This is a genomic window from Sphingomonas sp. SRS2 (genome assembly GCF_000971055.1).
Taxonomy (GTDB): domain Bacteria; phylum Pseudomonadota; class Alphaproteobacteria; order Sphingomonadales; family Sphingomonadaceae; genus Rhizorhabdus.
Window position 1 is genome coordinate 47612 of record NZ_LARW01000061.1, and the last position, 24192, is coordinate 71803.

14 protein-coding genes are annotated in these 24192 nt (G+C 64.2%); 5 read left to right on the forward strand and 9 right to left on the reverse strand.

Annotated elements, in window-relative coordinates; translation table 11 throughout:
• Positions 1 to 35: 35 nt before the first annotated feature.
• Entirely contained in the window at positions 36 to 4163 is a 4128-nt protein-coding gene (locus WP12_RS23375; protein WP_052730233.1) for a glycosyltransferase, read from the reverse strand.
• Positions 4164 to 4444: 281 nt separating this feature from the next.
• Here WP12_RS23375 and WP12_RS05700 point away from each other — a divergent pair, with 281 nt between their 5' ends.
• The 5 genes from WP12_RS05700 (at position 4445) to WP12_RS05720 (ending at position 11763) form a co-directional block, all read left to right on the forward strand.
• The gene (locus WP12_RS05700; protein WP_052730235.1) at positions 4445 to 6094 is read left to right on the forward strand and encodes a TolC family outer membrane protein; all 1650 of its coding nucleotides are present in this window, start codon (positions 4445 to 4447) and stop codon (positions 6092 to 6094) included.
• Between the two features lie 90 nt (positions 6095 to 6184).
• Positions 6185 to 7906, forward strand: coding sequence for a type I secretion system permease/ATPase (locus tag WP12_RS05705; RefSeq protein WP_046192791.1), 1722 nt, complete (start codon positions 6185 to 6187; stop codon positions 7904 to 7906).
• Positions 7903 to 9306: an HlyD family type I secretion periplasmic adaptor subunit gene (locus WP12_RS05710; protein WP_046192792.1), complete on the forward strand. Its 1404-nt coding sequence runs from the start codon at positions 7903 to 7905 to the stop codon at positions 9304 to 9306. Before WP12_RS05705 ends, WP12_RS05710 begins: the two co-directional genes overlap by 4 nt.
• Positions 9303 to 10103 carry a sulfotransferase domain-containing protein gene (locus WP12_RS05715; protein WP_046192793.1) on the forward strand — a complete coding sequence of 267 codons (801 nt, stop codon included), beginning with the start codon at positions 9303 to 9305 and terminating at the stop codon, positions 10101 to 10103. The genes WP12_RS05710 and WP12_RS05715 overlap by 4 nt, the downstream gene beginning before the upstream one ends.
• 361 nt (positions 10104 to 10464) lie before the next feature.
• Complete coding sequence (locus WP12_RS05720) at positions 10465 to 11763, forward strand: calcium-binding protein (protein ID WP_046192794.1); 1299 nt, start codon at positions 10465 to 10467, stop codon at positions 11761 to 11763.
• A 233-nt stretch (positions 11764 to 11996) separates the two neighbouring features.
• Here WP12_RS05720 and WP12_RS05725 read toward each other — a convergent pair whose 3' ends face one another.
• From WP12_RS05725 to WP12_RS05760, 8 genes are all read right to left on the reverse strand, one after another.
• Entirely contained in the window at positions 11997 to 13226 is a 1230-nt protein-coding gene (locus WP12_RS05725; RefSeq protein ID WP_046192795.1) for a glycosyltransferase, read from the reverse strand.
• A complete protein-coding gene (locus WP12_RS05730; protein WP_084690985.1) occupies positions 13223 to 13849 on the reverse strand; it encodes a class I SAM-dependent methyltransferase in 627 nt (208 codons plus the stop codon). Before WP12_RS05730 ends, WP12_RS05725 begins: the two co-directional genes overlap by 4 nt.
• A 61-nt stretch (positions 13850 to 13910) precedes the next feature.
• Entirely contained in the window at positions 13911 to 14900 is a 990-nt protein-coding gene (locus WP12_RS05735) for a M23 family metallopeptidase (RefSeq protein WP_046192796.1), read from the reverse strand.
• A 9-nt stretch (positions 14901 to 14909) separates the two neighbouring features.
• Positions 14910 to 18815 (reverse strand): glycosyltransferase, encoded by a 3906-nt coding sequence (locus tag WP12_RS05740; RefSeq protein WP_046192797.1) that lies wholly within the window; start codon positions 18813 to 18815, stop codon positions 14910 to 14912.
• Entirely contained in the window at positions 18812 to 20002 is a 1191-nt protein-coding gene (locus WP12_RS05745) for a sulfotransferase family protein (RefSeq protein WP_235398984.1), read from the reverse strand. The genes WP12_RS05740 and WP12_RS05745 overlap by 4 nt, the downstream gene beginning before the upstream one ends.
• Positions 20003 to 20075: 73 nt before the next feature.
• On the reverse strand, positions 20076 to 21143 hold the full coding sequence (locus WP12_RS05750; RefSeq protein ID WP_046192799.1) for a GSCFA domain-containing protein: 1068 nt from the start codon (positions 21141 to 21143) through the stop codon (positions 20076 to 20078).
• Positions 21143 to 21883 carry a hypothetical protein gene (locus WP12_RS05755; protein ID WP_046192800.1) on the reverse strand — a complete coding sequence of 247 codons (741 nt, stop codon included), beginning with the start codon at positions 21881 to 21883 and terminating at the stop codon, positions 21143 to 21145. The genes WP12_RS05750 and WP12_RS05755 overlap by 1 nt, the downstream gene beginning before the upstream one ends.
• Positions 21880 to 24051 carry a hypothetical protein gene (locus WP12_RS05760; protein WP_152663907.1) on the reverse strand — a complete coding sequence of 724 codons (2172 nt, stop codon included), beginning with the start codon at positions 24049 to 24051 and terminating at the stop codon, positions 21880 to 21882. Before WP12_RS05760 ends, WP12_RS05755 begins: the two co-directional genes overlap by 4 nt.
• Between the last annotated feature and the right edge of the window lie 141 nt (positions 24052 to 24192).

The window sequence follows — 24192 nt, forward strand, 5'->3', positions numbered from 1 at the left end:
CACCCGCGTGAGCCTAGTCCGAAATGCGCGGGCGCTCAGCGGTACCAGGCGCCGGGATCATCGGCGGGCGTCACCTCGAAAACGTCGCGGCGCAGCCCGGGGTGCCAGGAGGGATCGTCGTTGAGCCAACGGATCCAGCGCTGGTGGAACAGCGCATATTGATCGCCCGCCACCGGCGTTTCGCCGCGTGACGCCTTTTCAGCATGGGTCATCTCGGCCTCAGGCGTGCAGATGATACGGTAGCCCAGCGCGCGCAGCCGCAGACACATATCGATGTCGTTGAACTCTAGCGTGAACCGCTCGTCGAAGCCGTCAATCTCTTCCAGCAGCGAGCGGCGAGTCGCGAACAGCGCGCCCGTCACCATCGACCATTGGCGCTGGACCAGCGCCCAATCCTGATAGGTACCGCCAGCCTTGACTCGCCCCGCCCACGCATGCGCGATCGCGCCATGGATCGGGGCGATTCCGGCATGCTGGAGCCGGCCATCGGCATAGAGCAGTCTTCCGCCGACTCCGCCAACCGTCTCATCCATCGCGAAGCCGACCAGCGCCTTCAGCCAGCCCGCATCGCCCGGCAACAGGTCGTCGTTCATCAGCACGATCTGCTCGGTTCCGGCGGCCCGCCACAGCAGGTTCATCTTCGCCGCATAGTTGAACGGCTCATCCTCGCCGCGCAGCGTCTCGATCCGCCGCAGCGCAAAGGGCCAGGCCTGCTTCGCCCAGGCGGGCTCACCGGCGACGTCGTCCCCGACGATCACCGTCAGCCGATCCATCGGCCAGTCGGCCTTGGCGATCGCCTTGAGCAAGCGCTCGACATAAGTGGAGCGAGCGCCCGGCAACTTGCTGCGCCGCGTTGGCACGATCAGCGATACGGCCGGGAAGTTCCGGCCAAAATCGCGCCACTGCGCCCAGCTGCCTGCCGCCCGGCCCGCCGAGAAGCGATAATGGGCGAACAGCGGCTGGCTTTCGAGCATGGCCTTGCGCACCGCCGGGTCGATGCGTGGGCGCGCGTCGGGATAGGCCAGCAACACCTGCGGAATCCGCTCGATCGACACGCCCGCATGATGCGCGCGCAGCAGCAGATCATCGAGCAGCGCAGCGCCGGTTTCGACCCGCAGGCCGAGTTCGGAGAGCAGCGAAGCGCGGATGATCAGCGGCGCGCCGATATAGTCCTGCGCGGCAAGAAGGGTCAGATCGAAAGCAGGCTTGAGCCGGAGCTGGTCGAGCCCACGGTCCGCGTTCGCGGCGAAATCATCGCCATAGAAGATGCCGACATCGGGCCGCGTCTCGGCGGCGTCACGCCAGGCGCGCTCGAACAGCGGCGCCAATATCGCCCCCCGCGGCGCGAGCACGATCCACTGATCGCGGCTGGTGGGCAGGTCTTCGGGCAACGCGATGTCCAGGGCGCCATCCGGGGCCAGCGCAACGATGCTCAACGCAGGGCCGAGCACTGCGCGTTCCACCGGCACCCCTGCAGACAGGTTGGCCGGGATATGCACGCCGCCCGCATCGGCCGGCGTCTCGACAACCGCGGCAAAGCTTGCCGCAACCTTTGCCGCGACCGCCTCATGCGACAACAGCTCGCCGATCCGCTCACGCGCGTCGCGCCCCTTCGCGCCGTCCCCGGCCTCGATCGAGTCGGCCGCCCGGATCAGCGTCGCGCTGAGCGCCGGCTCGTCGATCCGCGCCCACTGGCCGCCCTCGGTATAATGGCCGAAATCCTGATCGAGCCGCCACGCATGCCATTTGACCGGCCAGCCGACATTCGCGTCGAGGAAGTCGCGGCTGCCCCCGAAATCGGTCGCGACGACCGGCTTGCCCGCCGCCATCGCCTCGGCGATCGTCAGGCCGAAGCCTTCGGAGCAATGCGGCGAAGCATAGAGATCGGCGAGCGCGGTGAGATCAGCCAGTTCGTCGGCGGCCATAGCGCGATCGATCAGCACCACGCCTTCGGTTTCCTCCGCCAGCGCATGGAACGCCGCGCCTTCTTCGGGACGGTCGTTGAGATGCTTGGTCTTCAGTATCAGCGACCAGCCGCGCGCGGCCAGTCCCGATGCCGAGAAAGCACGGACCAGCGCCGCAGGATTCTTGCGCACCAGATAGCTCGACCCGTCGAATATATAGAGAATGGTGCGACGATCGGCGGGCAGACCCAGCCGCGCCAATGCCCGGGCGCGATCCAGCGGCCGCGGTTCGGAAAGGGGCACGACATGGGGAACGACGTCCACGGGCGCCTCGCCCTGCGCCGCGAACAGATCCGCGCAATAGCGGCTAGGCGCCCATATCCGGTCGACCGCGACGAAATTACGCCGCCAGGCCGGCGGAATATGCCCCATCTCCCAGACCCAATAGCCGATCCGCCGCCCCGCTTCGGCGATCGAACCGCGCTGCCAGTCGGTCAGCAGATGCCAGCTGTCGGGATTGAGGTGGACCACCGCGATATCGGCGCGGCCTTCGAAATCGAGGATGTCGACCGGCGGCGCCAGCGGTTTGTGGATATGGAAAGGCTGCTTGATCGGATGGAGATTGACCAGTGCCCCGGTGCGGCGGATCGCGCCGATGATTCCCCGGCTGGCATGGCCCAGCCCATTGTCGTAATTCCACGGCCCGAAGAAGGATATCCGCAACGGCGCGCCGGCCTGCGTCTCGCCCGGCAATCGCCGGGCGATCAGCCGTCCGCCATCGTCGACGGGGCCCGTCTCCGCCGCCGCGGTCAGCGTAGCCTCGGCAAGGGCGACATCGAAGCCGGCATCGGCCAGCACAGCCTGCCAGCCTTCGATATCGGCCTGCTTGAACTCACCGTGCAGCAGCAGCAGCTTCACCAAGGGCAACCCGTCGGTGATCAGCTGACGCCAGCCGAACAGGGCCGGATTGATCGCAGTCGCGCTGGGGAACAATATCTCGACGTCAAAGCCGTCGCGCTCCGCCATCTCGCCAAGCCGCACCTCATAGGCGCGGATCACATGGTCCTTGCGGGTGAGCATCCGCAGATCGTCCATGAAGCCGTGGAAGCCACGCGACGCGAGCAGCCGCGGCTTGATGGCCAGGAAGTAGCTCTGGACATGCCAGCGCCATTCATGGCTCTCAGTCAGTCCGATCAGGTCGGCCTTGCTCGCGCGTATCCGATCGACGATCGCGCCGATCCGGGCGTCGCGGGTGGCGGGAAACACGCTGTCGTTGACCAGGTAGAGCGTCGCCGCGCCATAAAGCCGCGGATGAAGCTTGAACGCATGGCTCCACGCGCCGAAATCATAGCCGGCGTTGCGCCGGACGATCAACGCATCGGTCAAGGCGATCAGGTCGGCGGGCAGATCGACAGGCCGATCGACGGCCGCGATGAGGAAGATGCCGAGGCCCTGAGCCTTCAATGCCCGCAGATAAGGCAGGACGTGCGGCTTGATCTTGCCGCTGCGCGAGTGGGTGACGAACAGAACGATCTCGCTGTCCACCGGCAGGGTCAGCGGCTTGACCACCTCACAGGGCACGCCCCAGGCGACCGGATGGTCGGTGGGATGGCGCGACGGCGGGAAGAGCAGGACGGGTGATGCTTCGAGCTCCACGCCATCCGGCATGCGCCGCGCCACGACCTCGACGCCTTCGCCATTGTCGCCGAGATCGACATCCAGCGTCGCACGGAAAACAAGCGCGCCATCATCGTCCGCTTCGGCAACCGCCTGCCCTACCAGCCGCTCGCCGACGCGAAACTCGACCCAGGCACTATCATCGCCATCGCCGAACAGAACACCTGATACATCGCGGCCAAACCAGCCCTGCAGCACGCCGCCGCACCGTTGCGGGGAAACTCCGTCAATTTCAAAGCCCGGCGACGTAAGCTCAGCCAGCGCGGCCGCCGCATGATCGTTGCCATCCAGCGCGAGGCTCTCTCGATACAGGACGATCGCCTGCGCGACGTCCCCCATGCGGCGAGCGAGATGCCCACGGCACAAGGCGAGATCGGCGTTGCGGGGATTGAGGTCATAAGCCGCACGATAGGCCTGATCGGCCGCCGCGCTGTCGCCGCTTTCCGCCATCATGTGGCCAAGCTGTACCCAGATCGCGAAATCATCGGGGCGATGGCGTAGGAAGCGGCGATAATGTTTCCCCGCGGCCCGCCAATCGCCGACGTCGCGGGCTGCGTTCGCCTTGGAAAGGGCGCTTCTCATCGCCCGCCGTCGCCAAAATCCCCCCGTCATGCCAATCTCGCTACCATGCCGGACGATATGACGAAATAGCCAGAAACATGCGACGGATCCTGATTGGAAACGGCCGCGGCACGCGGCACAATGGTGCGGTCTCTTAGGAAGAAGAGCGCTTTGAGCGCAAGCCGTTAAGCCCCCAGCAAGGAGCGGATCGTAATTGACAGCCGCGCACAGGTGGCTATGGGCCCGGTCGGCATGATAGGCATGCCTCGCAGGAGCTGTCGGTATATGGGGCGGCGAACTGGATGATATTCACCATCGATCCTATCACCATCAAGGCAAATCGCCTCGGCGCGCGCCGCTGGGCGCTGCTGCTTAGCGCGGCGACGGTGATGCTCGCCCCCGCGCCGGCCTTTGCGGAGACGCTGATGGATGCTGTGGCGTCTGCCTATGCGAGCAATCCAACGCTGACCGAACAGCGTTACCGCCAAAAGAGCGTCAACGAAAATTATGTCCAGACGCGCGCCCAATATGGGCCGAGCCTCTCGGTCAGCGCCACGGCGACCTATGATTATTCCAAGACGCGGATCACCAGTACCTTCGACAGGGTGACCAGCGATAAGATAGGTGACGCTACGTTAAACCTGCGGCAGCAGGTCTATAGCGGCGGCCGGGTGCGGGGCGCACTCGAGGAAGCGCGCGCAAATGTCCACGCCAGCGAGGAGCAGCTCCGCCGCGTCGAGGGGCAGATCGTCCAGAACGTCATTGCCGCCTATGCCGCCGTACTGCGCGACCAGTATCGCCTCGCGGTGTCGCGCGAGAATGTTCAGGTATTGCGCGATCAGCTCGACGCGAGACGGACACGCCGCAAGGTCCGCGACGTCACCCTTACCGATGTCGCGCAGGCCGATGCCCGGCTCGCCTCCGGCGAGGTCCAGATCGCCAATGCGGTGGCACAGCTATCGATCAGCCGCGGTGAATATCTTCAGGTCGTCGGTCATGAGCCCGGCGAACTGGCTCCTCTGCCCGAGCTGCCCGGCCTGCCCACATCGATAGACGAGGCATTCGCGATCGCCGATGCGGAGAACGCCAATCTCCTGGCGGCCCGCCACGCGGAAATGGCGACGCGCGCCAACATCGCCGAGCAGCGTGGCGGCCAGCGGCCGAGCGCGGTGATCTCCGCTCAGGCGGGAAAAACCGGAGATCTCCGCGATCCCAGCTTCCGCGACTATACTACCGAGGTGCTTGCCCAGGTCACGATCACTCAGCCTCTGTGGCAGGGCGGCGCGATACGCTCGCGTATCCGCCAGGCGCAGGACCAGAATAATGCCGCCCAGGCGGTTGTCGACGGCGAGCGGCGCCAAGCGTTGCAAGATGTGGTTCTTGCATGGAATCAACTTGCTTCCGCGCGAGTGGCCGTCACCTCGGGCACGCGTCAGGTCGAAGCCACGCAGATCGCCTTTGCGGGCATGCAGCGCGAGGAAGGCTATGGCCTGCGCAGCCCGACCGAAGTGCTGAATTCCGAACAGGAGCTGGCCAGCGCGCAGCTCAATCTGTTGTCGAGCCGCTATCAGGAATATATCGCGCGGGCCGCGCTGCTGCTCGCCATGGGCCGGCTCGACGCCCGCACCGTCAATTCGGCGATTCCCGCCAAGGATCCCGAAGCCGAATTCAAGAAGGTACGCTGGCGGGGCTTGTTCCCGACCGATCCGGCGATGATCCTGATCGACCATATCGGCGCGGCGCCCGTCAACTCGAAGCGCAAGCCCGATCTGCGCGGCAATGCCCAGCCGAAACCGACCGGTTCTTCGGCGCTGCCGCCGACGCCGGGAAAGCAGTTTACCGACGCACCCCTTGTGCCGATCACGCAGAGCCCTCTGCGCGAGGCGGGCAAACTGCCACCATCGGTGCAGCATTACGAAACCGCTCCGGGCGACGAAAAGCCGCCGCGATGAAAATCTTTCGCCGCCTCGTCGCCATCTGATAAGACGCACGCGCTCGGCGGCCTACCGGCCATCGGCCCATCCAGGATCTATTTCGCCCCCATGAAAACCGGCTCATCCAAGAAAGAGACGACGCGGCTCTCGGAAGCACTGGCGCTAGGCAAGCGGTCCTTCATGTTCGCCGCGCTGTTCAGCCTGGCCAGCAACCTCCTTTATCTGGCGCTGCCGATCTACACCAACCAGATCTACAGCCGGGTGCTGACCAGCCATAGCGGGGCGACGCTTATGGTCCTGACCGTCGGCGTCGCGATTGTCTTCATGGTGTCTAATCTGCTCGACCATTTCCGGGCGCAGGTGCTGATCCATTTCGGCGTCGCCTTCGACCGCAAGCTTGCCAGCCATACCTTCGCAGCGCTGTTTGACCTCGTCGTCCGCCGCAAGGGCGGGTCGCACGCTCAGGCGCTGCGCGATCTGGACACGGTGCGCACGATCGTGTCCGGCAACGCCGTCGGGGTGCTGCTCGACGTGCCGTGGATACCGGTCTTCCTGGGCATTTTGTTCGTGATCGATCCGTGGATCGGCCTGCTGACCTTTGTCGGGGGGCTTATCCTGCTGCTGCTGGCCTTCCTCCAGGATCGCGCGACGCATACGGCGCTCAAGTCGCAAAGCCAGGCGTCGATCCGAAGCTATTCCTTCACCGACGCGGCGCTGCGCAACGCGGAGATCGTCCGCGCGCTCGGCATGCTGCCCAGCCTCGGCGCATCCTGGGCGCATTTCCGGCAGATCGCATTGCAGATGGGCATCGTCGCAAGCGAGCGGGGCAGCTTCTACGGTTCCGCAATCCGCTTCGTGCGCATGCTGATCCAGGTCCTCGTCATCGGGCTCGGCGCCTATCTGATCATCGTGGGCAACATCGCGCCGGGCCTGCTGTTCGCGAACATGATCCTCTCGGCGCGCGCGCTCGCGCCGATCGACAGAATCATGGGGTCGTGGAAGGCGCTGTTCGAGGGACGCGAGGCCTATCGCCGGCTCGAGGACGTCCTCGGCCAATATGAAGCGCCCGTGCCCGCAACTCAGCTGCCGACGCCGACCGGCAGGATCACCTTCGAAAATGTCAGCTTCGCGCCACAGGGCGCGCCGTCGCTCGTGCTCGTCGGCCTCAACCTGCGGATCCAGCCCGGCGAAATGGTCGGCATCATCGGCCCGTCGGGTGCGGGCAAGTCGACCATGCTGCGGCTGATGTGCGGCGTCTGGAAACCCAATAGCGGAACGGTGCGCCTCGACGGCGCCGACGTCTATAGCTGGGACCGCGCCGATTTCGGCCGGCATGTCGCCTATCAGCCGCAGGATACTGAGCTGTTCGCGGGCACCGTGCGCAATAATATCTGCCGCTTCCTGCTCGATGCGGATGATGCCGATATCGTTAGCGCCGCGAAGGCGGCGGGCGCGCATGATCTGATCCTGCGCCTGCCCAAAGGCTATGAGACCGACCTGGGCGAATCCGGCGTGACCCTGTCCGCTGGCCAGCGCCAGCGCGTCGGCCTCGCGCGGACGTTGTACGGCGATCCGAAGGTCGTCATTCTCGACGAACCCAACGCCAATCTCGATGCTGAAGGTGAATCGGCGCTGCTGAAGGCACTGGAAGGAATAAAGGCGCGCGGCGGAACGGTCGTCATGGTTTCGCACAAGCCCAGCATTTTCGCAGGAGCGGATAAGCTGCTGGTGTTACGCAATGGCCAGATCAACAAATATGGACCGCGCGAAGAAGTGTTGAAAGCCCTGCAAGGCGATCAGCGCCCGGCCCTCCCGGAGATCAAGTCGTGAAGCTTCTGTCCGATTTCCGCCGCCTCCTGAGACGCGAGGAACCCGAGGTCGACGCCGACAGCGACGAATCCGCCGTCGCCTATGTTTCTGGCAATCCGGCCGACGATGCCCAGCTGCGCAAATCGCTGCAGCGTCCGATCATCGCTGGATCGATCGTTGTCGGCCTGTTGGTCTTGACGATGGTGCTCTGGGCCTTCCTGTCGATCTCCGGCGCGGTACTCGCGCCCGGCACGGTCCGCGTCGAGAATAACAGCAAGGACATCCGGCGGCTGGAGGGCGGCATCGTCCGGCAGATCCTGGTCCGCGAAGGACAGCGCGTCGCCAAGGGGCAGGTGTTGATCCGGTTCGACGACACCCAGAGCAAGGCGAGCGTCGATGTCTATCAAAGCAATGTCGACAGCGCCCTGGCCAATATCGCCCGTTTCCAGGCCGAGGCTGCCAACGCCAGTGACATAAGCTTTCCGCCCCAGCTTCTGAGCCGCTCGGCCGAGCCGGCCGTGGCCGCGTTGATGGACACCCAACGCTCACTGTTCCAGACGCGCACGCTACTGTACCGCAGCCAGGCGCAGGTGCTGCGGTCTCAGGCATCGCAGGTGGCGACGCAATTAACGGGCCTCCGCGTGCAGGCGCAGGCGATCGACGACCAGACGGGCCTTATCCAGCAGGAACTTCGCGACGTTCGTGAGCTCAGCCGACAGGGCTATGCGCCGGAGACCCGGCGCCTCGCGCTCGAACGCAATGCGGTCAACATCCGTGGCCAGCGCGGATCGATGACCGCGGAAATGGCGCGCGCGCGCCAGTCGATCGGAGAGATCCAGCTGCAGATTGCCCAGCTCGAAAACAAGCATCAGACCGAGGTAGCCGACGGCATCCGTGCCGCGCAGGATCAGCTGGCCGAGAACGAGCCCAAACTTCGCGCCCTGCTCGCTCAGGTAGCGCAGACCGAGATTCGCGCGCCGGTGAGTGGTTATGTGTTCAACCTCAGCCAGTTCACGGAGGGCGGCGTCGCCACCCAGGGCCAGCAGCTGATGCAGATCGTGCCCGCCAATGCGAAGCTCGTCGTCACCGCCGAGGTATCGCCCAAGGACATCGCCGACGTGAAGGTCGGCATGCCGGCGCAGGTTACCTTGACCGCGTACAGCACCCACACGACCCCGCCGGTCGAGGGGCATGTTACTCTGGTTTCCGCCGATGCCCGGATCAACGAGAAGACCGGCACGTCCTTCTTCATCGCCGAGGTGACGATCACGCCCGAGGCGCTGGCCAAGGCGGGCCCCAATGTGAAGCTGACCCCGGGCATGCAGGCCCAGGTCGCCATAGTGACCGGCTCGCGCTCGATCATGGGCTATCTGATCCAGCCGTTCACCGACGCGATGCACGATTCCATGCGCGAGAAATGAGCGGCGCGCGGAAGGTCGAGTTTCTTGTAGCGGGCGTCCAGAAGGGCGGCACCTCGGCGCTGTTCGAATATCTGCGCGATTTGCCTGGGCTCCAACTCCCCGACGTCAAGGAAGCGCATTTCTTCGATGACGCGGATAGGGTCGATTGGGTTCACCCTGATTATGGGCCCTATCACGACCTTTTCGTCGATGACGGCCGGATGTGGGGCGAGGCGACGCCAATCTACATCTACTGGCCAGACGCGATCGCGCGGATTGCTGCTTACAATCCGACAATGCGTTTCATCCTGCTATTCCGAGACCCCATCCAGCGCGCCTGGTCGCACTGGAAGATGGAATATGCCAAGGGCAAGGAGACGCGCCCCTTTCAGTGGTGCATCCGCGAAGGCCGCGCGCGCATGGATCCCGACAATATCGCAGCAGCGTCGCATCACCGGGTGTTCAGCTATGTTGAGCGAGGTTTTTATGGTCGGCAGGTTTCCTCCCTGCTGAAGTATTTTCCGCGGGAGCAGTGTCTGTTCTTACGGTCGGAGGATCTGCGTGACCGGCCAAACACTGTAATTCCGGAAATCTGCTCCTTTTTGGATCAAACTTCCGCTCCGTCCGTCGCAGTCAGGATCATCCACAGTGCGCGCGAGCAGGATTATGGCACGAAGCTACAACCGGCCGACATCGCTTTGCTTGCCGACACATATGCCGATGATCTGAAGCAGTTCGGCGCCCTCACGGGAATCGCCACATCGGCCTGGTCAGCTCGTTGGAAGGCAGAAATGAACAGCATAAAGCCGGTTGATTGACGGTGCAATCTTCGAACGGCGGCAATTCATCGCATAAATCCGTAACTTGTGCGCACATTGCGATTTCTGGAAATGGGCCGTCACCGCATCGCAGCATCGACTTTCCTTGGATTTCGCGGTAAATTGGCGCGTCCGGGCGGCTCCTATAGTCGTTTCGGAGAGTGTAAGGCCGGAACACGATGCTGCGGCGCGCTTTTTGCCTGTTGCGCGGTTGAGAAAGCTTAGCTAAGCAGCGTTCTGGGCTTGCTCGTCGAACCATGCCACGGGGGATCGGTTCACGAGCGGCAAGTGGTGTCTCCTCCTCGTGAGGATGAGGAGGCGCGCTGCTTGCCCGGGTTAAAGGTTCAACTGGAGGTTACTAATGGCAAGTTTCATTTTTGAGAATGGCACTCAGGCTGACGCCAGCGCTTTCGAAGCTGGCAACACGCTCGTTTTCCGCGAAGCAACTCCGGCGGAGTTGACCGTTGTCTACACTCCGCAGGCTGGTCTGACTGCAGCTCTGGTCACAATCACCTATGCCGAGCAGGAACTCACCTTCGCGGCTTCCGAGCTGGCAGGTGGCACCCTCACGTTCGATGTTGGTGGCGAGCTGATCATCGGCAACGATGGCGTTGAGACTCTCGCAGCCGACGGTGCTGACGCCGATGCGGTATATGGTTTCGGTGGCATTGACACGATCAGTGTCGAAGGCGCGGGCGATCACCTCGTCTATGGTGGCGCGGCGGCCGACGTTATCACTGTGGTCGTTGACGATCCCCTCGTGGATACCGGCAATTACACCATCTCCGGCGAAGCCGGAGATGACACGCTCGTCGGTACGGCTGGCCTTGGCAGCCTGACGCTTAACGGCGGCGCTGGTAAGGACACCATCAATGGCGGCACGATCGCAGATCGCCTTTATGGCAATGCCGAAACTACGGTCGCTGGTGCTGTCGATGGCGACGACCTGATCAACGGTAACGGCGGAAACGATTACATCCAGGGCAATGCTGGCGAGGATACCCTCAACGGCGGCGCTGGTCGTGATCGGATCTTCGGCGGCGCTGACGACGACACGATCGATGGCGGTTCCGAGAACGACACCGTCAATGGTAACAAGGGCAACGACACCATCACCGAAACCGGTGCTGGCGATGACAGCCTGCGTGGCGGCCAGGGCAACGACACGATTGACGCTGGCGACGGCGAAGATTTCGTTGGCGGCGATCTGGGCGATGACGATCTGACCGGCGGCCTCGGCACCGACTATCTGTCGGGCGGCGAAGGCGCGGACACGTTCAACATCGCCGCAGGCGATGCGACTCTGTTCTCTGTTCCTGAGGAAGACGACGTCTATGAGACGATCAGCGACTTCGGCGCTGGTGACAAGATCGTGTTCGAAGATGGCCTGGCTCCGCTCGACGAAGACTCGACCGTTATTCTTCAGGAAGATGGCGTTGCCTTCACGCTCGCCGAGGCCGCGCTTACCTATGCGGTAGAGCGCTTCGCCGATGCTGATGAAGACAATGCAGTTGTTGCGCTTCAGGTCGGTGCGGATACCTATCTGTACTATGCTTCGGACTTCGATGAGGCTTCGTCGCTCGACTCGTACGTTCGTTTGATCGGCGTCACTGCCGCAGACCTGGAATTCAACGACGACGGCGATCTCGTCCTCGGCTGAACCACAGCATGAAGGGGCCGGTTCGCCGGCTCCGAAGAGGGGCCGGCGAAAGCCGGCCCTTTTTTGTTCTTTTTTGTTAGATGTCGATGCGACGCACGAAAATTGGGCGTGCATACCTTGCGCGCAGGCGATCTTCAGAACCAAGCGAACACGCCCACACACCGTCGACGCAAGCAGCTACAGTCAATTTACGAAATCATGCCGTGCGTTGGCTCAAGAGCTATGCGCCCCGATCAACCCCTTGCGGCGACCTCATCAATCAGCGCCAGCCATCCGGGCACCCCCACAGTGGCGCGATCGAAGCGGTCTAACGCGGTCTGACGCGCCTGCTTGCGCATCGGCTCGAAACGTTCGGGGAAGTGCACCGCATCGATCATCGCTTGCGACAGCGCGTGCACATCGAAGAAGTCGTTCAATATCCCGTCCTCCCCATCGGTGATCGCGTCGCGCACCGGCGGCGTATCCGATGCCAACAGCAGGCATTCGCAGGCCATCGCCTCCACCAGCGACCAGGAGAGGACGAACGGGTAGGTGTAGTAAATGTGGGCCGCACCGATCGAGAGAATATCGACCATCTGCTGATGATCGACCTGCCCCGCGAAGTGGAGCCGGCTTTGGTCCAGCCGATCGCCAAGCTCGTCGAGCATCGCGCGCCGCCAGCTCTTGCCATCTGAGCGCGTCTCGCCATAGCCCTCGCCATCGGCGCCGATCGCGATCACATGGGCTTCGGGCACGGCGTCGAGAAATTCCGGCAGCGCCCTCATGAAGATGTGAAAACCCCGCAGGCGTTCGAAATTCCGATTGATGAAGGTGATCACCGGCGTCGAGCGATCGAGCACGGTCCCGTCACGTAATGTAACGCGGACATCCGGGCGGCGCTTGGCCTTGGAGAGATCGATCCCTTCGTGCAGCACCCGAATAATCGGCTGAAATGCCGGCGGAAAAGTCCAGGCCTGAAAGCGCGTAGGGCTGACGATCATATCGGCCATGGTATAGGCCAGCGCCTGGGTCGCATTCTTGCCATTGGTCCGCATCGCGCTGGCTAGCGCGGGAGTTTCGAACTCTTTGTCGAAATTCACATCGGCGCCGCTGTCCCGATAATAAAACTCACCGAACAATATCAGTTTCGCCTGCGGGAAGACGTTCTTGAGGTGAATGGTCTCGCCCCAGCCAGGATGACCGATGATGACATCGGGCTCGAATCCGCTTCGCTTCAGTTCGACCGCGGCCGATGCCGCAGCCTCGGCACGGATAAGATCGGCCTCCGCTCGCGTCGCGGCAGGGAAAATGCCTTTCGTGCTGCCCCGGGGATACTTCCACCGGCTGAACCGAACACCGGGCTTCGCCTTCGCGGTCGTGTTCGCTATCGCAGCGACCTGATCACCCCTCGCCATCAGAGCGTCCGCTATATGCGCGAATTGCCCGAGGGCGTTCTGATGAACGATGAGGATGCGCTTGCTCATCGGCTATTTTCCGGTGCGCCGGCAGGCATATCCCTTGGCGGCAGATACTCGTTCATCAGTCGGCGAGCCACATCCGAATGAACGGCGGTCTTGGTAGCTATCGCCCAAAGGTCGAGACGATGTTTCCGGACACCGATTGTTGCAAAGCGCGCCGCATTCAATCCCTTCTTAAGCGTCGAGTCGGTGAATGCGGTGCGGTGCGCCATATATTCTTCGCCGTTTTCGATCGCCTTGCCATGTCCGTAGAGAATATCGAGAGCGCTAATTGGGCCTGCTGAAGAGGTATATAGCGGCTCGTCCAACTGTCCTTTTGCGATGAACTCCGCCACATATTGAATGTTCGGGCAGGTGACGACCAGGAAGCCATCGGACTTAAGCACGCGCCAGAATTCACTCAGCACCTTACCAATCTGGTGCGCGTAGACATGCTCTATGTTGTGCGAGGAATAGACGGCATCGACGCTTTCACTGGCGACACCCGTCATATCCACTGTCGTACCGACAATATCGGGATTCACGTTGGGATTGATGTCGAACCGTACTTCGCGCCAACCCTGTTGGAACCCGGCGGTCATCTTCTTGATGGTGGCCTTGCCGCAGCCAACGTGGAGAACTTCTTTCACTTCGCGCCCCTTTTTCGCCGGAAAACATCCATAGGCGGTGGGCGCGCGTGGGGGAAGGTTGCTAGTCCAACATGATGTGGAAACGCCGGTCGATCACCGCCTGATCCCCCCGCATCACCCTATAGCGCGCTGAATAACGGCCGGCCGGCCATCCCGCTGCCTGCCGCTTCTTGCCCGTGAATATGATTGTCTGCGCCTTATCTCGATCAAGGGCCGGCAGCTTGCCTTCCGCCAGCGTCGCGCCACCGGGGCCCGTGACGACGAGCCTCTGCACATCGCCGCGCTGCAGACCGATCGATTGGACGAAGGCGACGAGCGCGGGTGCGCTGCGTGATGGGCGCGGACGCTGGTTCTCGCCATATTCCTGCGCCGCCGCCATCGTCATCGGTCCGGTCGCGAAGCCGGCGTTAAGCACCTGCCCCGACTGATAGCCCCTGGTCAGCCCTGATGAGGCGGCCCAGATGTTGCGCCCGCCGTCGCATTGTCCCGGCTTCGCGCCCAGCGCGAAGGGGTCGGCGTCCCGGCCGTCCTTGCGCACACTGATGTGGAGATGCGGATATTCGGTATTGCCCGACAGGCCGACCTTGCCGATCGGCGCCCCCGCCGCGATCCGCTGGCCGGGCTTCACCGTGATGCTGCCCTTCGCCATATGGCAATATTGGGTTTCCAGCCCGCCGGCATGTCCGATCACGACACCGTTGCCGCACTCGATCTTGTCGACCGCCGCTTTGCCGGTCTCCTTAACCGAGATATCGGCAACCCCGTCTCTCGCGCGCAGCACAGTGCCCGCCGCCGCCGCGAGCACCGCGACGCCCTGCCGCTGCTGCGCCATGCTCTGCAGCCGGATGTCGGTCCCGCGATGCTTGTCATAGGTGCGCTGACCACAATGGAAGTCCTTCGCCCCCGGCGACGGATCGATATCGACATAGTTCTGGACCGCGCAATCTACGCCAAGTTTGCAAGCGATCGGCAGAACGAGCTCGGGCATATCACCCGCTGCACCGAGCAGCAGCGGCAGCGCCGCGACGAGGAGCAGGCCGCGCTTCGTCATCAATCTCTCCTAACCGCGAAGCGCCTCCAGGCGTTCGACCAGCATGGCTGCAATGCCGGAGACCGTACGTCGGTTCCAGACATGGGCCGCCGCCGCCTCCGCGCGACGAGCCGCATCCTGGCGATCGTCGAGCACGGCACGCAAAGCATCGAGCCAACCCTCGGCGCCAGCGAACAGCGCATGCCGCCCCAACTCCGCATCGGTGCGATAGGCCGGGCCATCGCTGAGCAGTGGCAGGATCGCAAGCGCCGCATAGTCGAGCGCCTTAATATCCGATTTGCACCGGTTGAACGCGTTGTCGGTGAGCGGAGCCAGTCCCAGGTCGAACGGCCCCTGCTCGCGCAACCAGCGCACGAAGCGCGGATAGCTGACCGCTTCGGCGGGTGGCGCGAGCCGATGCAGCCACGGGGCGGGCTCCAGATCTGGGTCGATCCCGATCACCGTCAGGTCGAACAGATCGCCGCGCTCGGTATATAGCGCGTCGAGCGCCGGGCGGATCATCGCCAGGTCCGGACCATGAGTGTGCGTGCCCATATACACCATCCGCACCTTGTCGCCGGCGAACGGTGCAGGCCGACCATGCCGCCAGTCGCGCCACAGCCGCGGCTCGATCGCATTGGGAATGATAGCGCTGCGCGGCCCGAGCGCCGCATAGGCTTCGGAGAGGTCGGCGGTCGAGAACCAGACTTCCGCCGCCGCCGCAACCACCCGGTCCAGCGCGGCATTGAGCGGGCGGTAGAGATCATATTCGGGATGATCGGCCCCGATCAGCGTGAAGGCGTCATCGACATCGGCCACCAGTGCCGCACCGATCTCGCCCAGTCGCCGCACCAGCGCATCGACCGCGTTGACCGAAGGCAAGGCGGTGCGCTGGACGATACAGATATCGCAATCCGGCACCGGATCATCGGGCGCGCCAAGCGTGAGCCGCACGCGGCTCGCGACGCTTTCGTCGGTCAGCGGCGCAACGAGCCGGATATAGGCCGAGCTTTGCGGGCCTATCGCGCTGTGCCGGGCGACGATGTGGACTGCGATGCGGTTGTCGAAATCAGGCTCGGGCGCGGCGAAGGGTGACGGCAAGCCGAGGACGGCGAAGGCGTCCGTTATAAATGTCTGCGCCCGCGCGTCGAAACTGTGTTCGGCATGGACATAATCGGCGGCGAGCTTCGCGACGGGTCCGCCGCGCGGTTTGGCGAGAATCGCCTCGACCGCCGCCGCAAGCTCCGCCGGACCCGACACCTGTGCCACAGCGTCGCCGAACACGGACGCCATCGATGGCACCCGATCGGAGATCGCCCTGCCCCCGCTGCCGACCACATCGAACAGCCGATTCGACAGCAGGCCGAAGGCGCGCATCGACGGCCAGTGATCGTTGAGCACCGCGCCAGCCCCGGCATAGAGTGCGCCGAGATCGCGATTATCGATATTGGCCGCCACGATCAGATCAGGCGGCACGCGGCCTTCCCAGCCATCGCCATAGATAACCGGCGGCCGTTCCGCATCGATCGCCCAGGTGACGATATCGCGATCGACTCCGCGCGAATTACCGACGAACAAGACATCGGGCCCGCTCGCGCCGTCCATGGGGTGAAAGCGCGTGGGATCGGTCGCCTGCAGCATCGCCGCGACCGGCGGCCGCACAATATGCTCCAGCATGGCGGCGTGCGAGGCGGACGCCGCATAGACCCGGCTGTACCGGTCATATTCGTCGAAGCCGACCTGATCGGGATGGCTGATGTTCCACAGGAAGCACATCTGTCCGGCCCGCGGCTCATAGGGGATCAGCCCACGCAGGACGATGACGAGATCCTCGCTGGCAATGGCATGGCCATGCCATTGGCCTCGGAAATCGATGCGCGCCGTATGGCCCAGTTTTTCGATCGCCGTGGCGAGGCTCTCTGCAAAATGGAAGTCGCCCCACGCCGCCTTCTCTTCCTCGGGCGCGGCGATCTTGATCGCGACGTTCAGCTTCAGCTTCGCTGCAAGCTCATGCGCATCGTGGCCGGTGGGCAGGCCCAGCATGTTCTTGGCGCGAACCAGCGCCTGAAAGGCGGCGGGCTCGCTGACCGTGATCCGCCCGGCGTCACTCTTTGCATCATGATATTCGCAGCCGACGAAGGGCGCATAGCCGACCGGTCGGCCCTTGGCGTAACGCAGGATCAGGTCCCAATCGACCATCCGCCGCAGATTGCGGTCGAACATGCCAAGCTGATCGATGAGCGTGCGGCGATGGCAGAAGGCGTTCAGGTCGACATAATTTTCGGCGAGACAGGCGTCCCAGTCAAAATCGTCGCCGCGATAGCCGGTCAACTGGTTGAGTTCGTCGCGCAGCGCGATCCCCGAATAGGCGGCGTCGATCCGCTGCGAGGTCATGAACAGCGCCATCACGTCCAGGAACCAGCTCTTCCAGCTATTGTCGCTGTCGAGATAGGCGACGATCTCCCCGGCCGCGGCCGCGAGGCCCAGGTTGCGCGCCGCGCTCACCCCGCCATGCGCGCCTCGGATCACCCGGACACGCGGGTCGCTGGTAAAGGCCGCGGCGATCTCGGCCGTGCCATCGGTCGATCCATCGTCGACGACCAGCAGCTCGAACTTCTTGTGGCTCTGCGCCAGCACCGATCGGATCGCGGCGGCGATACGGTCGCGCCGGTTCCAGGCGGGCATGACTACAGTGATCAGCGTGTCATCCGCCTCGCGATGCGCCGCCTCGGGAAGTTCGGCGAGGCCGCGCAGAAAGGCTTCCTCCCGGGCGATATCGAAATGCCGGTAGAAACGGCGCGGCCGCTCGTCCGATGTCTCGTAGCGTGGCCGGCTGATCGGGATCGCCACCCGCCCCTCCGCGGCGCCGACCTCCAGGAAGTGGCGCAGCGGATCGCCCGTCACATCGTCATGACTTTTGCGGTAATAGGCCCCGTCGAACAACGGCCCGGTCGAACGCCCTTCCACCGCGCCATGGTGGATATAATGGTGGAGCGGGTGCATCCCCGCCGCATGCACATCGGCATGGACGCTGTTGTACCAGCTGCTCGAAAAATAGAGATTGGGATCGAGCGCGTCGGCCTCACGGCCATGGCGGATATAGTCGATCAGCGGATTGTGGCTGGCGATCAGAGCAGCCAGTTCATCGTCGACCGGCCCAATGCCCAGCCCGGCCGCATCGACCAGCGTCTGGATCACCGGCTCGTGCGACGGGTTCCCGGGCGCCTGAACGATCTCGATCCCGCCATCCCCAACCAGTCCGATCTTGCCGCCCAGCGCCAGCGGCGCGAGCCCGAACAGCCGTTCGATCGCATGGCCGAGCGCGCCATCGCGTTCCTGGCTGATCGTTCCCGTTTCGCCGAAATCGGCGAGCGCGGCGACCTTTTCCAGCAGCGTGCGCCGCGCCCAGAAGAAGGTGCCCGTGAAGAAACCCCAGTCGGCAGGCGGATAAGCGGGTGCGACAAGACGCGGCGCGAGATCGGACAGCAGTTCGGCGTTGCGGAAGAGATGGCTCGCCACCGACTTGTAGAGCGGCGCGGGACCAAGCAGCGACAGGTCAGGATGCTCGTCGAAGGCGCCAACGATGTCGCCGACCAGCTTGTCGGACGCGATCATCCCTTGATAGGCGAGCTCGCGCCATTCGGGCGCATAACCCGATCCGCCTTTCTTCGTATGAAGCTTGCCGATCAGGTCATAGCCCCGCTCGGCGAGCAGCGGCAGCAGTTCGAACAGCGGCCCGATGTCCCAACCTCGATTGGCGACCCGGACGATTTCAGTCTGGCGCGGCAAGCGTTGCAGCGCATCGAGCACGTCCGCGTCGAGCACGACACTGTGCGTCACGAATATGTCCACTGGCGCGCCGATGGCCGCGATCCGGTCGATCAGCTCGACCGCGACTTCGGGGTAGAAAAGATGAAGAACCAGCGCGGCCTTCACTGCCCGCCGCCTCCCGCTGCGATCCGCCGCGCCATCTGCCGCGCGTAGAAGCCGGTGTCGAACAATGGATGGGGATTATAGCCCCGCGCCGCGCCGATCGTCAGATAATGTTCGACAGGATCGAGCCCACTGCCCGCCACATCCGCATAGGCGCCGAGATACCAGGCCTCGTCGAATAGCCCGCTGTCGCGGATCATCGTCACCGCCTCGGCATAAGGCGGGGTGGGTGCGGGCATCGACTGATGCGGCCGTGGGGATGCCGCTTCGCCCTCGGCAGCCACGTCCTGAGCCTCGACGGCGATGCCCATGCGGCGATGGCGCAATTCATCATGGATGATGTCGTCGGCAAGCCAGGGCACGGCATCGAGCCGGGCATAGGCTGTGTCGAGCGCGGCGCGCGCGGCTGCATCGTCATGGACGACCAGCACTTCAAGGCCCTGCCGCACGGCCTCGACGATCCCGGCGAGCGGTTGTTCGAGGCCTGCCGACGCAGCGTCCGCATGATGGCGCAATGCGGGATCGAGGAAGCCGCCGATCGCCGTTGCGGCGTCCCCATCGGGCATTGTTCCGCCAGTTAGCGGCAGGAGGCGGCGCGCGGCATCGCGCCAGTCGGCCAACATCGCGTCGAAACCTATTACGGCGCGGATCAGCCCACGGGTCGCACGTTCGGCGTCGATCATGTGGCGCAGCCAGAGGAGATGGGCGAAGGCGGACGTCGTGCCGTCGCGGCTGGCGACCGAGCGCGCGACCGCCTGCGGACTGCGCAGCATCAGCACCGCGCGGGCCGCAACACCATGTTCGGCGAGCGTCTCGACGATGGTCGGCACGAAGCGGCATTGGCGCGGATCCTTGATCGTCATCAGCGGCGCATCGCCAAATGCCGCCGTGACCGCTTCCCAGATCCGGTCCTTGCGCGATCGCAGCGCCGAAGCATCCAGGCGCGACAGATCGAGCGGGCGCGGATCGAACCAGCTCGACCGCGCGACGCGCAGCAGCTGGTCGTCGGCCTTCACGATCGCTGCAGATTCCCAATAGCCACGCGCATTATCGGCATGCGCATCGATCGCATCGACAGGCAGCGCCGCACCGAGATAACCGATCAGCCGGGCAAGCGCCGAAGTTCCGCTCCGGTGCATACCGAGCACCAGAATCGCGGTGCGCGCTTGGCTATTGTCGGGCCGCCCCAAAATTCACTCCGCTTCGCTTCGCGGCTGACGGTTAGCGGCTCGTAGACGAAAAGGACAGCCTTGGCGAAAGGCCTCAATCCTCGGCGTCGAGCATCGCCTCATCGCACATCACCTCGACCCATGCCTTCGTCGCTGCGATCGTGGCGTCGGGGTCCTGCGTGGCCATAGCTGGCGTCGCGTCCGCCTCGATCCCCGCCGCGTGGCGCAGGAAGACCGACATCACATGGCCGACGCCTTCCTCGGTCACGTTGCGCATGTCCTCGGCGAAATAGCGCGCGCCGGCGGGGGCGCCCATGATCATCTCATAGGAGGGAAAATAATAGGTGCCGTCATGCGTCTCGACCACCTCCTGCGCCGCGGCGCGCAGCACCGACTTGGAGTAGGTGGTAGCGGCGAGCACATGATTGCCGCTCATCGTCGCGGCGAGCGGTACCGGCGAGACGGTGAAGATGATCCGTGCGCCGGGATTGACCCCGCGTAGCCGCGCGATGAAGGCGTTTAGATCGGCGATGACCTCGCTCACCCGGAAATTGTGGAAAGCATGCGCGGCGGCGTCGAACACCCCGCCCGATACGCCCGGACATAGCGGAAAAACCGCGCCATCGACGGTCGACTCCCAGCCTTCGGTCAGGCCCAACGTGAAGACGAAGATGTCGAGCGTCTCGAACATCTCGCGCACTCGGGCGAGGTGATGGGCGCGGGCCGCGCACAGTTCGGCCTCGCTCGCGAAGCCATCGGGCTCGATGGTTGGGCGGAAGGGGTCGACGACCCGCGATCCTTCGGGCGCGATCCACATATCCTCGGCCGGGCTGAACACCCCATAAGCGCGGTCGAACAGCTGAAGCAGCTGCCGCGCGGTGTAGATATTGCCGTACCGCGCGCTGTACTGCCCATAGCCGTGACGCTCGGCCGCGGCGGCGGGTATGATCGGGTGCGCGCTTTCGGTGACGAGGAAGTTGAACCCGCTCTTCTTCAGGTGCCTCGCGATATTCTGCGCGAAGCAGCTCCCCGCGGTCGCGACCTTGTCGTCTCGGCCAAGCATCAGGAATCCGCCAGCGAGCGGATCGATCACCGGCCCCTGGCCGACGACCGATCGCCGCCAATAGGCACTATCAGGCAGATCGCGATAAGGATGCGGCATCAGAGCGCCTCCAGCTGGCGGATTACGGCTTCGCCATAATCCCGATTGCCATGGGTCGCATCCCCGCCAAATTGCGGCAGAAGGAAGCCCTTCTCATCCTGCGTTTCGCGCGGGACAGGAAGGAAGCGCATGCCAAGTTCCGCGCAATAGCCCGCGACGATGCGCGAATGCAGCCGCCAGATCTTGTAGCGCAGCCCCGGCGAGGCGACGCCGAGATTGCCGATCCCGCGATCCTTGAAATAGGCTTCCGCCTGGGCGGCGATAGCCTCGCTGTCGGCAAGCGGGGGTGGTGATTCGAGCTGGTTGACCTCGCCGGCCACTCGCCGGATCTCGCGCAGCCGGATGCGGTCCCGCGCCAGACCTTCCTCGAGGACCGCGCGCACCAGCATCTCGGAGATCGGCTCGGCCTCCGGATCGAGCGGCGGACCATCCTCTTCGGACAGCAGGAAATCATAGGGGCGCGGATGGCGGATCAGCGCGAAGCCATTGTGGACATTGCCCCCGCTCGCCGACGCAACGAGCGGCGCATGGCGATCGATCTGGTCGCGGATCGTCTCGGCCAATGCGCCTGTGAAGACAGCGTCGTTGCCCTCCCCTACCAGTTCGGGCGCATATTGCGATTCGAGCGTGTGGATAACCCGGGTGCGCAGCCGATCGGGATCGGCCTCACGCCGCGCCTTTGCCGCCGATCGGATCGCGGCGATATGGCTTTGGCCGATGACAAGGATCGAGCGGCTCATGGTTTCACTACCGGCGTGGCGATCACATCGCCGCTGTCGAACGGCGCTATCACCAAACTGAGTTCCGCGGCACCGCCGGCCGCCGCGCGGAGCCGATCGCGCGGGACCGCCAGCGAGAAGCCATGCCGCCCGTCGCCCATGCCGTGCGCAACCAGATCGGGCCGGTTCGCATCGGCAACGGCAATGCCCAGCGAGACATCCCCTAGCCGCGCTTCGATCGCCACCTGCGCTGCCGGAAAGGCACGGGCATGCGCCCAACCGTCGAAGATGAAGACGTCTCCCTCCACGCGCACGGCATCGAGATGGCCTTCGATCACGACTGGCGGATGATCGGCGCAGGCCGCGACCGGACGCGCGACAGGCGATAGCCCGCCCACGCCACCGATCTTCACCGGCCGGATCAATCCGCTTTCCTGGAACATCGCCACCACCAGGCCGAGCATGCTGATCCCGTCGAAATAGTCCAGCCGCCGGTTGCGCAGCCGATCGAGCAGCACGCCGCGATCGATCGACCGCCACAATGTCAGCTCAGGCCGCGCCTCGATCTCGGCGACAAGCGCCGCGCGGATCGATGGATTGTGGTTGAGCGAGAATTGCCAGTTACCGAACACCGGGGGCGCGTCCGCGCCAGGCATGACGGGGTCGGTCTGCGGCGCTCCATCAAGCCGCGCATCCCAGCGCTGCATCGCAAAGGGCGGCGCCAGCAATTCGGGCGCGCAGCGTTCGATGATCTTATAATGAAGCAACTCCGCCTTGCGCTCTTGGGGGGTGAGGCGAAAGGCCAGCCGCAGGAGTGCCGGAGCGCCCAGCGGGACGACCGGCTGCCGCTCGAACGACTTGATCGCGCGAATCGCGCCCAGCCAGTTGGGGATGCGATTGCGATAATAGAAGATATCGGGGAGATCCGCCTCACAAGCCCCCTCGCCCCGCGCCTGCTCCATCTGTTCATGCAGTTGCCCGCGCAGCCGGTCATGGGCCTCGGGCAGCAGCAACCCCATCGGATCGAACGGCGCCTGAAGCCGGACCATCGCCACCGGATCAAGCCCATCCTGTGGCATCGGCTTTTTCGAATAGGCTTTGAGCACCTCGCCCATATGGCCAGTGATCAAGGTTTCCGTTGCGATCCGCTCCCCGAGAATGAGGTCCCAGCCGCCGACCATCCCGTCGCTCTGATAGACCTGCGCCATCAACTTCTCGAAGAAGCGCGCCCGCGTCCAATGAGCGGGTTCGTCGCTGCCATGCGGCGGCTCGCGCCGGTGCGGCAGGCCAAGTGCGGAAGCGATGCCTGCCCCGGCGATCACATCGGGATGCCCGGCATAGCCGCGCGTGAACAGGTTCAGCCGGTCGCCCAGGCCCGCCGCCAGGCACAGGGCGAGAATCACGCGGCTGTCCTTGCCGCCGGTGATCGGCAGATCGATCGGCCCCCGGACGCCGACGCCCAGGCGTATGGCCGCCTGTGCCTGCGCAATTCCTTCATCGAGCAACGGATCGAGCGCCGGCGAATAGCCACGTTCGCCCGCGAAGGCGATCATTGGCGACGGCAGCGGCCGGATCGCGTGCCCTTCCCGGCCGATCGTCAGGACATGCTCCTGGGCAAGCTGCGTGACCGCGCGATAGGAAGTGGCTGTTCCAACCCGATAGCCGATCGCGGGCAACCAGCTCAGCCCCGCCGGATCGGGTGCCCGGTCATCAAGCACGGTCGCGACGAGCCCCGCGCGATTGGCGACGACCGAGGCCCCCGAGGGGCCATGGAATATCTGGTGGAGGCCTGCGCGATCAGAAAAGGCGACGATCGTGCCATCGGCATGAAGGCGCGCAACGGCATATTCGCCGGCAATGTCGTCGGGCAGTCTCGCGCCCGGCCGATCGAGCAGCGCGGCGACGTCGCGGGCATCTAGAAGCTGCGGCCCGCTCGCCTCGATCCGCCAGATCAGCCCGTGAATGATACATGCGCCCTCTTCGGGGCTCTGCCAGACCTGCCGATCGGCGGTGTAGAAATGCGTTGCGGTTGCGCAGGCGTGGAAATGCCACCTTCCGGCAGGCGTATCGAAGCTCCCGCGACTCACCCTTTCGGGAACGAGATGGGATTCGTCGAGCAGGGGCGCATCGAGTCGCTCGACCGTGCGCGACCCCACCCCCATTTCCCCCCAGAAGACAAATAAGGCCATCGCCAATGCCTTAGCATCGCGATTCCGGGGTGGCGAGCGGTGGAAGGGAGATCAGTAGTCCCCAGAATCGAATAACCCGGCCTTTTGGGCCGGGTTATTCTCTGGAGGATTCTTAACTAATGACCTTTTCGGTTTAGCCGT